Origin of the sequence: Echinicola arenosa, from assembly GCF_014841125.1 — a bacterium.
In the GTDB taxonomy this organism is placed as follows: domain Bacteria; phylum Bacteroidota; class Bacteroidia; order Cytophagales; family Cyclobacteriaceae; genus Echinicola; species Echinicola arenosa.
In genome coordinates, this window is the sequence record NZ_JACYTQ010000002.1 from 1,080,533 (window position 1) to 1,094,080 (window position 13,548).

Below are 13,548 nucleotides of genomic sequence, written 5' to 3' on the forward strand. Positions count from 1 at the left end.
CGGCTCACAAGGCGTTTCGGGCTTGGCTGTGGTCCGCAAGGGTAAGAACTATGGAGTCATATCCTACAGGGGCAATTTGGTTATTCCGGTAGAATATGAGAGCATCGGGATGTTCAGCTCTAACGGTGTTCAAAGCTTGGCCCAAGTGCGAAAGGGAAATTATTATGGCCTGATTGATACAAAAGGAAAACTGGTTGTCCCCATAGAATATGAAAGTATTGGTAACTATGGCGTTTACAATCCCAAATGGGCATTGGTGAAGAAAAATGACAAGTTTGGCTTTATCAATTTAGAAGGTGAGGTGGTAGTGCCCGTCAAGTATGATGATCCAGAAGATGTGGAGTAATTAACTCACATAAAGAGTCAATTGGCTTGGTTCATATAAGATAATCACCAACTATCCATGCATATTGTTTCAGGATTGATTTTAAACTTTTAATCCATCAAAAAATGCTAATTTGTTATTCCATAAAAGACACTTTACCATCAACCAACCCAAAATAGAATGAAAAATAGAAGAGATTTTCTGATAAAATCAGCCTTAGGTGCAGCAGGATTGATTACTGCTCCATCATGGCTTCAGGGGGCACCGGCTTTGATCAAATCTTATGGGAAACCCAATTCCATGATCAATGGGGTGCAAATAGGCTGCATCACCTACTCCTTCAGGTCAATGCCCGAGCAAAGTGCAGAGGCTACCTTAAAATATGTGACCGATGCGGGCATCAGTGCCATCGAATTGATGGGTGATCCTGCTGAGCACTTTGCCGGAAAACCTCAATTAGATATGGACAGGGGCCGAATGTATCAGTTGGCAGGCAAGGCCCGAAAGGGAGAAAACATGACAGCTGAAGAAAAAGCAGAATTGGAGGAGATGAGAGCAGAAAGTGAAGCTTATGCAAAGGAAGTAGCGGAATGGAGGGCCAAGGTGGACATGAAGAAATTCGAGGACTTGCGTAAAATGTACAAAGCTGCTGGGGTCAGTATATATGCCTTTAAACCCAATGCTTTTGGAAAGAACAATACCGATGCAGAAGTAGCCTATGGAATGAAAGCGGCCAAAGCTTTAGGCGCTAGCCATGTTACCTTGGAGCATCCTTCTGATGATGCCCAAACGCTGCGCTTGGGCAAACTGGGTGAAAAGCACAAAATGACAGTGGGCTATCATGGACATACCCAGGAAACCTTTGACTTTTGGGATACGGCCCTTGCCCAAAGTCCAAGGAATGGAATGAACCTAGATGCTGGGCATTATATTGCTGCGGGTCATACGGACTTAATTCCACTGATCAAGAAACAGCATAAGCGCATCATGAGTATGCATACCAAGGATAGGCGAACAAAGGCAAATGGACAGGATAATTTGGCTTGGGGCCAAGGGGATACGCCCATTTCTGAATTGCTGAATTTGATGAAGGAAAACAAATATAAATTCCCTGCGACCATAGAGTTGGAATACAAAATTCCAGAGGGCTCAGATGCGGTCAAAGAGGTGAGAAAGTGCCTTGAGTTTTGTGAAAGAGCCCTTTCTTGATTAACGGAATTAAAAATTCGATTAAATCCCAGCCTTTCGGGTTGGGATTTTTTATTTCTCGCAAAGTCCGCCAAGCATACGCAGAGCTCGCTAAGATTGATTTTTTTTAGTGGGTCACAATAAAAATTCCTTTGTGCTATTCGCATCACCTTTGCTGTCCTTGGCGTGAGACCAGTTCTCGTAAAGTCTGCCAAGCTTACGCAGAGCTCGCTAAGAGTCTTAAAGGTCTTACATAAATGGATAGAATTACTTGACTTTTAGCTATTTTTTCATAAAGAAATTTATGCTATTGAAATTTTTTTTATATTTTAATTGATAAAGTTTTTAGTAGGTTATTCAAAGTATTTTTTAGTTATGGATGAGAATGAAATATCGTATAAAATTATTGGATGTGCTTTAGCGTTACACAAAGCTTTAGGTCCTGGCTTATTGGAATCGGCTTATGAAAATGCCTTAATGTATGATTTGGAAGAAATTGGTCTAAATGTAAAGAATCAGGTTGCAATGCCATTAATCTATAAGGAAGTAAAGCACAATATTGGGTATCGGTTGGATTTGGTGGTGGAGGATAAGGTAATAATAGAGATAAAATCTGTTGAAAATCTTGCCCCTGTTCACTTTTCACAAACACTTACTTATTTGAAATTGTCCAATAAAAAACTAGCTCTCCTTATCAATTTTAACACAAAAATTTTAAAAGAAGGAATTCATCGTCTAGTTAATAATCTTTGAAATTGTGATTTTTTCTCACAGCGCTCGCCAAGGCGGTTTGTTTAGAGTACTATAGATAAAGAATCTTCGCTTTCTTCGCGTCACCTTTGTGTGCTTTGCGAGAGACCAGTTCTCACAAAGTCCGCCAAGAATGAATACGCAGCGCTCGCCAAGGCGGGTTATTTAGAGTACTATAGATAAAGAATCTTAGCTTTCTTCGCGTCACCTTTGTGTGCTTTGCGAGAGACCAGTTCTCACAAAGTCCGCCAAGAATGAATACGCAGCGCTCGCCAAGGCGGGTTATTTAGTTTACTATAAGAAAGAATCTTAGCATTCTTTGCATCACCTTTGCTGCGCTTTGCGAGAGACCAGTTCTCACAAAGTCCGCCAAGAATGAATACACAGCGCTCGCTAAGGCGGGTTATTTAGTATACTATAGATAAAGAATCTTCGCTTTCTTCGCGTCACCTTTGTGTGCTTTGCGAGAGACCAGTTCTCACAAAGTCCGCCAAGAATGAATACACAGGGCTCGCCAAGGCGGGTTATTTAGAGTACTATAGATAAAGAATCTTCGCTTTCTTCGCGTCACCTTTGTGTGCTTTGCGAGAGACCAGTTCTCACAAAGTCCGCCAAGAATGAATACACAGCGCTCGCCAAGGCGGTTTGTTTAGTGTACTATAGATAAAGAATCTTCGCTTTCTTCGCGTCACCTTTGCTGTCCTTGGCGTGAGATCAGTTCTCACTAAGTTTGTTAAGAAGTTCATTTGATCATTCTTTTTACCTCCTGATGTCTGAAGCATTGCTGCAAATGGTCATTTACCAAGCCCGTAGCTTGCATATGGGCATAAATGGTGGTACTGCCCAAAAATTTAAAGCCTTTGCTCTTTAAGTCCTTGGCCAAATTGTCCGACTCAGGCGTTGTGGCAGGAGCTTCTCCGATACTTTTAATATTGCTGTGGATGGGTTTACCTCCTACAAAATCCCAAATATAGCTGGTAAAGCTGCCGACATTGGCTTGGATTTCCATAAATCGACGGGCATTATTGATGGCCGCTTCGATTTTCATTTTGTTTCTGATGATCCCACTGTCCTGCATCAATTCCTGCACCATGCTGTCTGGAAAATCCGCGACCTGTTTGTAATCGAATTGGGCAAAGGCATTGCGGTAGCCCTCTCTTTTTTTCAGGATCGTGGACCAACTCAAACCTGCTTGGGCACTCTCCAGTACCAAAAATTCAAAGTGAACCTTGTCACTGTAAACCGGAACACCCCACTCCTCATCATGGTATTTGATATATTCTTCAAAACCTAGACACCAGGGACACCTGAATTTTTCGGATTGGTTGATTTGATAGGGAGACATAGGGTTTTCTGACTTGCTAATTATAATCTAATGACCTGAATAATGCCAACAGCCTAATTCCTTTGACAATATTGGTCAGAAGAAGGAAGTTGGATGACCGAAGAGGAATTGTATTCAAAACAAATTCATTTCCTTTTGCGGCGTATGCTGTACAGACTAAACAACAGTCTTGTAATTCATATAAAATTACGGAAAGAAATAATTATTTCCTGCCTACATGACAAAATTAAGTGAGTGTGGATTAAGCCAAAAAAGCCCCGGCAAAGGCCGAGGCTTTCAATTGTCAACTATCACTCCAGCGTTAAACCAAGGGACTGGAATGAGAGTTGGCTATAATAGGGGAAAGCAACTAGTCATAACTGGCTTTAAGGCTGATATAGGAAGTGGTGGAATTGACATAGGAGCGGTATTCATCCATGATTTTGTCAGCGGCCTCCTTCCCTCCTACCATTTCATTGAAGGCTTTGCGCCACTTTACAGATTGGGGGCTCAATTCCCAGTTCATTTCTTCAATGCCCTCTTCCATGGCCCAGATGACCATCAGGTCATACTCTCCAGAGTGAAGGACCAGCTCCAATTCAGGCCCAGGTACACCAGCTTTCTGATCTGCTGGGATAAAATAGTCTTTGATGATCTTTTGGGCAGCGCCAAATTTCCCAGGTTTATAGTCAATGAGCACCACGTATTTCCATTCCGGATTTTCATACTTTTTGGGAACCATTTCCTCTTCTTCTTGCGCTTGTACTTGGAAGGCAAAAGATGCCACCAGGAATATCAATAGGAAAGCGAGTAAAGTTTTAAAGTTTGTTTTCATGGCTGTTTATTTTGGGGGTTGAAAGGTTACAGTAAGTAGGCAAGCTCCAAAGAAGCTTGCTTACCTTTTTATATTTATAAATATGAAGAAAGTCTTATAGTAACTTATGGTAGATTGCTGATCTCCGGTATTAGCTGATAGATGTGATTGTATAGATCATCTACAGACTCGAAGAAAGTATCATATAGTTTGTCTTTCTCTTTTTTGCCAAGGACATTTTCGACAGTATTCCATATACTGGAAATACCATCAAGGTCAGAGAAACTTTGATGAGTATTGCTTGTAAAGAACTCTGGAGCATTTTCTCCACCACCCAGGTATCGGTACCAGTAACCCCTGGGACTTCCCTCTGCAGAAGCGATATGTCCACTGATGGTTTTAACATGATCCATAAAGCTTCTGTACTTTCCTGTTTTTACTTTAAAAAAAGTGACTGCAACCAACTGTGGACTTTCAGGTGTTGCTTGCTTGCTAATTTCAGGCATAAATTTGGTAAAATACCGACTGGATTCTTCCACATTTGGTGAGAGCATCAGGTCGGCCAAACTATTGCAAGAGCCAGCAGCCTTATCTTTATCATCAAATGCTGCCCAGTTGGGTTTGACATAGGTGAGGACATAGTTATCACCTTCTCCGTCCATGCGTCGGAAAAGACTCCAAGCGGTCTCGCCTCCATTGCTGAGGTAGCATTCTTTCCAGCTGCTGATGCTTTTTTCAAATAGGGAAGTCTGGCCTTCTTTGACTTTAAATTCTACAATTACACGGATAAACTCTGAGGGAGCTTCTTCTTGGGCAAATAAGGAAAAAGAACAAAATACCAGTGCGAGGAAAAATATAGACACTTTGATAGGAAGTGAATGTTTCATATTTGGCTTGGGTTTTAGAATGTGAAAAAGTGGTAATTGTATCAGCTGGCTGGCTAAGATTTTCTCAAATATACCGCTACGATCAGGTCCAGCCGTTGCAAAATGCTCTCAAAAACTTGTAATATCGTCCAATGTCCCACTTTCATGCTGGGTTTCCATGTAATTTTTAGGACTGGTCCCATAGGTAGCGGTAAAAACTTTGGAAAAATAGGATAGGCTGCTAAAGCCAGTAGAAAATGCAATTTCACTGATGGTTCCTGCCTTAGATTTCAGCAATTGGGCACTTTTTTCAATCCTGACCAAACGGATCAGGGAATTGGGCGTTTGTCCTGTAAGCTCCTTTACTTTTCGGAAGAGATTGGAGCGACTATGGTAAACCAATGCAGCTAGTTTGCTGACATTAAAGCTTTCATCATGATAGTGTTCCAAGATGGCTTGGTACACATTGGCCACAAATTGCTTGTCTATGGAATAAGGGTTGGATAAACTGGTTCCTGCTTTGATGTCTTTGTCAGACATTTCCTGATAATGCTGCCGGATGGCCTTAAAATGATTGACCAAATTGGAGATGCGCGTTTTAAGTTCCTGCGGATCCATTTGGATGGATAAGAACTCATCAGCCCCATGGACCAAAGCATATAATTTTTGCTCATAATTCTGCTCTTCTCCAAGCAAGCACACATGAATGTGTTTCAGTGTAGCTGATGAGCGAATTAGCTTGAGCAGATGTATACTTGAATTTTTGCGGTTACTTGCATCACAAATGATCAAGTCCGGGGAATGACTTTGAAGAAGCTTCTGGGCATCGTGGAAATTGGCCACAAATAAGGCATCTATTTGCCAGTTGATCAGGTTTAATTTAAGGCTATTATTGGCTTCCACCACCAGCACGGGTGAAAGGGAATCTGACCTAATCGGTAGAGCTTCTTCAAATTGCTTAATGGAATAGGTTGTTTTTTGGTCTTTCTCAACAATTATTTTTACCCAAATAAAGCCCCAAATAAGAAAAAGTCCAAAGAGCGCCAACCCTATGACCTTTGCCATCACAAATTTATCCTGCTCAGAGGATGTAACTATCAAAGAAGCAGGAGTATTGACGGGAAGCTGAAGGTTGGTTTCAGCAGACCAATTTTCATAGTCGAAGAAAGGAAAGATACCGTTATGGTATTTTAAAGCAGGAATCTGACGGTCAACACTTTTTGCTTGGACTTCGATGAAATTGACAAAACTCTTTTCCTCTTCCACTTTGGCGGTAGCGAGAAATGGAAAGCCCACCCCCACTATGCCCCAAAAGAGTATAATGGTCTTTATGAGCAAATAGCTTTGCCTTGGGCCGGTAAAAAAGTAATTGTCCAAATTGTAGGCGTTGGTATTCAGTGATTCGTGTGTTATTAAATATAACTTTTTTAAGGGTCAATGACAACGAAATGCACTTTTAATAATTTGAAAAAGTAATTTAATAGTTGCTTCACTGTATATTCATTTGACTTATACCATTAGAAGCTAAAATAACAATCCAATGATCTTGATTATATTTGGGCGGTTAACCTAAATTTTCTTTTATGAAGTGCCCAATGAGATTGACTTATTCCATAGTAGGGATATTGACAGCCATGAACCTGATAGCCTGCTCTGAAAAAGCGACTCCTCCTAATATTTTATTTATTGCCATAGATGACCTTAGGCCTGAACTGGGCTGCTATGGAAAAGATTATGTCCACTCTCCAAACCTAGATCAGTTGGCCAGAGAAAGCTATTTGTTCAGAAACCATTATGTAACAGTTCCTACTTGTGGAGCTTCCAGGTATAATCTTCTTACCAGTCAACTTCCAAAAGATGGGGGCGATCTCAGCAATATGGTTGCTGCTAAAGAAATTTCAGAAAAATTTATAGCATCGGATAGCGCGCCGAGTGCAAAGCCAGAAACCTTCATTCATGCGCTTCGGAACAATGGTTATTATACGGTGGGAATGGGCAAAATCTCCCATCATCCTGATGGTTATGTGTATGGTTACAATGAGCCAAGAAGCAATCAGCTCGAATTGCCCAACAGCTGGGACGAGATGCTTTTTGATGCAGGAAAGTGGGGTACTGGACACAATGCCTTCTTTGGCTATGCAGATGGAAGCAATAGAAATGGCATGAAAAAACAAGTGAAGCCTTATGAGTCCGCAGATGTGGATGATGAAGGTTATCCAGACGGCCTTACTACCAACCTAGCTGTTAATAAGTTAAAAGAGCTGAAGCAAAAAGGCCAGCCTTTTTTTCTTGGTGTTGGTTTTTTTAAGCCTCACCTACCCTTTACTGCTCCGCAAAAATATTGGGACCTATATGAGGAGGAAAAGATTCCTATGGCACTCTTTGCTGCTATTCCGGAAAATTCTTCTAAGGCAAGTTTACAAGCCAGTGGAGAGCTGAACCAGTATTTGCTTGGAGAGGAAAAAGCCGGTTTGGACAGCGCTGTGTCAGATACCTATGCCAGAAAGTTACGTCACGGTTACTTGGCAGCGGTGAGTTATGTGGATGCGCAAGTAGGAAAATTGATGGATGAACTGGAAAAACAAGGTCTGGCAGAAAATACCATTGTGGTGGTTTGGGGTGACCATGGTTGGCATTTGGGAGACCAACTGACTTGGGGAAAACATACTGTCTTTGATGTGGCCTTGCAAAGTGTGTTGATGATCAAACGTCCAGGGCAAGGTGGCGGAAACATTGAGCAGGTAGTCAGTACCACGGATATTTACCCTACCCTAATGGAGTTGGCAGGTGTAAAAATGGACTATGAGGTAGATGGAGAAAGCATGAAGCCGTTGATGGATCAGCCCCAAGAAGCTACGTGGAGGAATACAGCTTACAGCTATTTCAAAAATGGTATTTCATTGAGGACACCGCGTTATAGAATGACAAAATACTTCAGAAAGCAAGCCCCCGAAATTGAACTTTACGACCATCAGGAAGATCCCTATGAGACCAAAAACATATCAGCCGAAAAGCCAAAGGTGGTGGAAAAACTGATGCCTTTATTAGAAAGAGGGGATACGGGAATCTATCGGAACTAGACTAAGCCATAGGAAAAATGTTATAATTAGGGCTTTATTTGTTTTTTACCTGTTTTGGTAATAAAGCCCTGATTACAAGTCATTAATTTTTCATTGGAATAAACCAAAAGATTCTATATTTGGCATATGACCGTAGACTTTAGAACCACCAACGCCACAGAAGAGCTTCGGACTTGCAAACAAAAAATGGCCAGCTTGGCACTAAGCCGGTTGGTCTTATTCTTTGCCTTAGGGGCAGTCCTGATAGTAGGTCTTACAGAGATCAAATGGCTCCTGCTATTGTTCTTCCCACTCAGTGCCCTCTTCATTTATTTTATCCTGTTGTTTAACCTGCAAAAGGATCGTCAGGCCTTTCTCAAAGCGGTTCTCCAAATGGAGAAGGATACTGTTTTGCGACAAAACAGAGAGCTTTCTTCTTTTGATAAGGGAGAGGTTCATAAGGATAAGCAGCACCCTTTTTGTAATGATCTGGATTTATTTGGGGATCATTCCCTTTTTCAGCTGATTGACCATACCGTGGGTGAAGGAGGAAAAGCATTATTGGCTGATTGGATGAAGGCACAAGTAGATCCGGAATTAGCTGAAAAGCGTTTTCCAGCGATTCGGGAGCTTTCCAGAGAAAAGGTTTTTGTGAGGAATTTCGAAGCTATCGGTAAGGCTTTTATGAAGGAAGAGAAGTCCAAAAAGGCTTTTTACCAATGGCTTAAAGAGCCTCAAGCGTGGAAATCATTTTATTTTCTGCCTATGGTCGCTGGGCCATCAGTGGGCATTTTGCTATTGTTTGCCTGGTTATTTGCCGGTTGGTCCATTGCCTATATCAGCGCTTGGATTTTACTGGGGCTATTGGCATTGGGGATGGTTTTTAAGCCGCTTTTACGGGCTAGCAAAGTCATGCCTGATGAAGGGGATTTAAAGACCCTGACCGCTTGGGCCAGGGAGTTGGAGAAGTTGTCATTTGATGATCCTTACCTTAAAAAATTGCAAAGCCCGGTTTTTGAAAAGTCTTATAAAGCCTCTGTGGCGCTAAAATCCCTGGAGCAGAGAAGTTTTATGGTGCAAAATCGCATCAATATGATTTACCTGATTTTTAACCTACTATTTTGGATCGATTTTATCGCGCTATTTAGGTTGGAGCGTTGGAAGCAAAAACATGCGGGCCATATGCAAGCCTGGGAAACGGTTTTTCAGGAATGGCAGGTTTTGGTTTCCTTGGCAGCCTTTACCAATGAGGAAGAACTGGATTGCCGGGTGGATTGGACGGATAGCTTATCATTGGAGGTAGAAAACCTGAAGCATCCCCTGTTACGCCATGAAACTTGCGTGGGGAATGATTTCAAGATGGAAGAAAATCAAAAGACGGTACTACTCACAGGCTCCAACATGTCTGGAAAGACGACCTTTATGCGGACTTTGGGCATCAACTTGGTTTTGGTCAATTTGGGACTTAGTCCTTTTGCCGCCAAATTTGTAACTGGGCCATTTCAGCTTTTTACCAGTATGCGCAATACCGATAACCTGGGAGAAAGTGTCAGTTCATTCTATGCAGAGCTTGCAAGGATCAAAGGGTTGCTTGATCAGGCCGAAAAACAGCTTCCCATTTTCTTTTTGCTGGATGAAATTCTCAAGGGAACCAATACCACAGACCGGGTGATGGGGAGTGAAGCGCTGATACAACAGTTGGCCGAAAGCCATAGCAAGGGAATCATTTCCACGCATGATATTGAGTTGTCTGAGTTGGATAATAAAATCCCTACATTAGTTAACTATAGCTTTCATAGCGATATAAAAGACAATGAAATCTTATTTGATTATAAAATCAAAAAAGGGCCTTGTCCAAGCTTCAATGCCCATAAATTGATGGAATTAATGGGCATCCGTTTTCAATATTAATCATGGTTTGAGAGAAATTGGCACATTGATTGATTATAATACTTTGTAAATCAATTATTTCACTTAAAACCATAAATTATGAACTCTTTATTGTATTTGATCGCAGTCATATTATTGATCGGATGGGTATTTGGTGCCTTTGTTTATAGTGTCGGAGGTTTAATTCATATATTATTAGTATTGGCCATTATCGCCATTCTTTTCAGACTTATCGGTGGCCGATCGGTCTAAAGTAACTGTAAGGATGAAAAAACGCTAATCTAGGTCTAGGTTAGCGTTTTTTTATGTTAATTTTGCAGGATCATCTCAAAAAAAGACTACAAGTGCAAGATAATTATCAGCAGAAGACTTTAGGAATTTTAGGTGGAGGCCAGCTTGGCCGTATGGTTATCCAGTCCGCCATTAGTTATAATATTGACATTCATATCTTGGATCCTGATGCCAATGCGCCTTGCAAGCACATTTGCCAAGCGTTTACCCAGGGGAAGCTGACGGATTATGATACGGTTTACCAGTTTGGTCAAAACTGTGATATTATCACCATTGAGATAGAAAATGTCAATACCGATGCGCTGGAGCAGTTGGCCAAAGAAGGCAAAAAAGTTTTTCCCCAGCCTCATATCATCAAATTGATCCAGGACAAGCGAGAGCAGAAACAATTTTATAAGGAGCAGGGAATCCCTACAGCTGACTTTATCCTGACGGATAACAAAGAGGCCGTCTTGGCCAATGCAGATTTTCTACCAGCGGTAAACAAGTTGGGAAAAGAAGGCTATGATGGTCGTGGTGTGCAGGTGGTGAGGACAGCAGCTGATTTGGACAAAGCCTTTGAAGCACCTAGTTTGATGGAGAAATTGGTGGATTTCGATAAGGAGATTGCAGTGATCGTTTCACGAAATGAGCAAGGAGAACTGGATGCCTTTCCTCCTGTGGAATGTGCCTTCCACCCTACTGCCAACCTGGTGGAGTTTCTTTTTGCCCCTGCCCAAATATCAGATGCAATCAGTGAGGAAGCGATTCAAGTAGCCAAAGAAGTCATTACCAAGCTGGATATGATCGGGATTTTGGCCGTGGAGATGTTTGTGACCAAGGAAGGAGAAATCCTGGTCAATGAAGTGGCGCCAAGGCCCCACAACAGTGGACACCATACCATCGAAGCGAACTTTACATCGCAGTTTGAGCAACATTTGCGAGCGGTAATGGGGATGCCTTTGGGCAACAGTGAACTGAGAATGCCTGCAGCGATGGTGAACTTACTGGGAGAAGATGGCTTTACGGGCGATGCTTTGGTGGAAGGTATGGACGAGGCCATGCAGGAAAAGGGCGTATATATCCATTTATACGGCAAGAAAATCACCAAGCCCTTCCGAAAAATGGGACATGTGACTATTTTGGAGGAAAATGTGGAGGCCTTGAAAGCCAAAGCACTAAAAGTAAAAGAAATCATTAAGATAAAAGCATAAGTTATGAGCAAACAGGTAGGAATCATCATGGGGAGCAAGTCTGACCTTCCTATTATGTCAGATGCGGCGAAGGCATTGGAAGAATTGGGGGTAAGTTATGAGCTGACCATCGTGTCTGCCCATAGGACACCCAGAAGGATGATCGACTATGCAGAGAGCGCACGCCAGAGAGGGATCAAAGTAATCATAGCAGGTGCTGGGGGGGCTGCCCATCTTCCTGGCATGGTCGCTTCCCTGACCTCATTGCCTGTTATTGGGGTTCCGATCAAGTCTTCCAACAGCATTGACGGTTGGGACAGTATCCTTTCTATTCTTCAGATGCCAGGAGGAATTCCTGTAGCCACGGTAGCCCTAAACGGTGCCAAAAATGCAGGTATTTTGGCCGCTTCCATCGTAGGTGCCTATGATGCCAAGGTGGCCGAAAGCATGGATAGTTTTAAGAAAGAACTGAAGGAAAAGGTGGAAGAAACCGCCAGGGATGTGGAGTTGAAAGGTTGGAAAGATACCCTGGATGATTGATCCAAGATTCGATGAATAAAGATAAGGCATCAGCTGTTTCAAGCTGATGCCTTTTTTTGTGGGTGAACCTATTTCATGGGTGTACTGCAAATCCTATGGTTTGATTTATTGGGCAGCTGCTTCGGGTATATTTGATGCGGCTTTTTTGGTAGCATACCTACGGATTTAGGGTACAAACGAGGACTAGATGGGATCTTTGTTTGGAACATGGGCGATCAAAAAACACTATATGCTATAGACACATATCTACACAAGCTCCCTACCTATATCTACCCGTCTTATTACCTCCAACTCCCTTATAGTCCTTACACTGGCTTTACTTCCATTTGGGGGAAAACAGAATATTCTTCGGATCACTCTTGGATCTCCTTCGGATCACCTTCGGATCAAGCTCGGAAATACCCGAGTGGAATCCGAAGATAATTTGGAATTGTTCCCTGATCAATCCCTAAGAAGGGTAAGGTTGATGCCTGACTGGTGTAGGGAAACGGCATAACTTATTGAGACTTATTGTTAGCAAGTCATGACTTTATCCCTATTTAATGACGCCAAAAGTTGGTGGGATATTCAGCAAGCTTAGGAGGGAACTGTGGATGAAACTATTCTAATGTTGTACATGGGCAATATTGGAGATATTAAAGGTTTTTTCTAATCCTTCCGTGCTGATCCGTATTTGCAATATGTTTTTTGGATAAACAGTATCGTTGTAAATGGAAGGATTTGGGAATTTTTGTTGATAACTAGAGCTGGAGTCAGGGCGCAAAGGGCTTGGCCCATAGAATTTTTAGAAGTCTTGGAAAGTTTGTATTTTTAAAAGGTTACTGATCATAAACATGCGCATATATCTCTCATTTTTAATTTATGCGCAATAATTTTTTATTATGAAAACTAAAATTACACTTAAAGTATATCCGCAATGGCACCAGTAAAGATTAAAAGCGAGTCGAAATGTTCGTTTTGATTAAAATATCAACTGCTTCGGTCTTCAGGCTTCAAACTTCTGACCACTTTAAGCAAAGGATTTAAGGTACATTCAAAGTTTGCTAGGGCATGAAAGTCCGAAAACCACTCAAATTTACACCCATGTAACGACGAAGGGGTTTTCCAGTATAAAAAGTCCTTTGGAGGGATTGGATATTTAAATTATTAGTTGTAGGTTTTCAAATCAAAATATAAGAGATATAAACGCAATGCGTTTAGCCACTCGTTGAACAAAACCTCCTACGTCGGTAGTTGTTTGATTTTTAAAGCTTTAATAGGTTTAATATCAGTTGCTTACACTAAATTCATTCCATGTTTTATCATTAATTAAATAGTATCATGGAAAAA

Annotated in this window: 12 protein-coding genes; 8 read left to right on the forward strand and 4 right to left on the reverse strand. The window is 41.7% G+C overall.

Annotated elements, in window-relative coordinates:
* The 3 genes from IFO69_RS09370 to IFO69_RS09380 all read left to right on the forward strand — a co-directional run.
* A partial coding sequence (locus tag IFO69_RS09370) for a WG repeat-containing protein (protein WP_192009797.1) occupies positions 1 to 346 on the forward strand: 346 nt, incomplete at its 5' end.
* 159 nt (positions 347 to 505) lie between these two features.
* On the forward strand, positions 506 to 1,534 hold the full coding sequence (locus IFO69_RS09375) for a sugar phosphate isomerase/epimerase family protein (RefSeq protein ID WP_192009798.1): 1,029 nt from the start codon (positions 506 to 508) through the stop codon (positions 1,532 to 1,534).
* A gap of 354 nt (positions 1,535 to 1,888) precedes the next feature.
* Positions 1,889 to 2,266 carry a GxxExxY protein gene (locus tag IFO69_RS09380; protein ID WP_192009799.1) on the forward strand — a complete coding sequence of 126 codons (378 nt, stop codon included), beginning with the start codon at positions 1,889 to 1,891 and terminating at the stop codon, positions 2,264 to 2,266.
* Positions 2,267 to 3,005: 739 nt separating this feature from the next.
* Here the strand turns inward: IFO69_RS09380 and IFO69_RS09385 are convergent.
* The 4 genes from IFO69_RS09385 to IFO69_RS09400 all read right to left on the reverse strand — a co-directional run bounded on the left by IFO69_RS09385 (position 3,006) and on the right by IFO69_RS09400 (position 6,644).
* Positions 3,006 to 3,608, reverse strand: a complete 603-nt coding sequence (locus IFO69_RS09385; protein WP_192009800.1) for a DNA-3-methyladenine glycosylase I — start codon at positions 3,606 to 3,608, stop codon at positions 3,006 to 3,008.
* Between the two features lie 349 nt (positions 3,609 to 3,957).
* Positions 3,958 to 4,422 carry a hypothetical protein gene (locus IFO69_RS09390; RefSeq protein WP_192009801.1) on the reverse strand — a complete coding sequence of 155 codons (465 nt, stop codon included), beginning with the start codon at positions 4,420 to 4,422 and terminating at the stop codon, positions 3,958 to 3,960.
* A 104-nt stretch (positions 4,423 to 4,526) separates the two neighbouring features.
* A complete protein-coding gene (locus tag IFO69_RS09395; RefSeq protein WP_192009802.1) occupies positions 4,527 to 5,288 on the reverse strand; it encodes a hypothetical protein in 762 nt (253 codons plus the stop codon).
* Between the two features lie 108 nt (positions 5,289 to 5,396).
* Positions 5,397 to 6,644, reverse strand: a complete 1,248-nt coding sequence (locus tag IFO69_RS09400; RefSeq protein ID WP_192009803.1) for a helix-turn-helix domain-containing protein — start codon at positions 6,642 to 6,644, stop codon at positions 5,397 to 5,399.
* 206 nt (positions 6,645 to 6,850) lie between these two features.
* On the opposite strand from IFO69_RS09400, the gene IFO69_RS09405 reads away from it, so the two are divergent.
* From IFO69_RS09405 to purE, 5 genes are all read left to right on the forward strand, one after another.
* Positions 6,851 to 8,347: a sulfatase gene (locus IFO69_RS09405; RefSeq protein WP_225444060.1), complete on the forward strand. Its 1,497-nt coding sequence runs from the start codon at positions 6,851 to 6,853 to the stop codon at positions 8,345 to 8,347.
* Positions 8,348 to 8,473: 126 nt separating this feature from the next.
* A complete protein-coding gene (locus IFO69_RS09410) occupies positions 8,474 to 10,237 on the forward strand; it encodes a MutS-related protein (protein ID WP_192009804.1) in 1,764 nt (587 codons plus the stop codon).
* A 78-nt stretch (positions 10,238 to 10,315) separates the two neighbouring features.
* A complete protein-coding gene (locus IFO69_RS09415; protein ID WP_192009805.1) occupies positions 10,316 to 10,468 on the forward strand; it encodes a lmo0937 family membrane protein in 153 nt (50 codons plus the stop codon).
* 92 nt (positions 10,469 to 10,560) lie between these two features.
* Entirely contained in the window at positions 10,561 to 11,700 is a 1,140-nt protein-coding gene (locus tag IFO69_RS09420; RefSeq protein ID WP_192009806.1) for a 5-(carboxyamino)imidazole ribonucleotide synthase, read from the forward strand.
* 3 nt (positions 11,701 to 11,703) lie between these two features.
* Positions 11,704 to 12,219, forward strand: a complete 516-nt coding sequence (gene purE, locus IFO69_RS09425) for a 5-(carboxyamino)imidazole ribonucleotide mutase (protein WP_192009807.1) — start codon at positions 11,704 to 11,706, stop codon at positions 12,217 to 12,219.
* Positions 12,220 to 13,548: the final 1,329 nt, after the last annotated feature.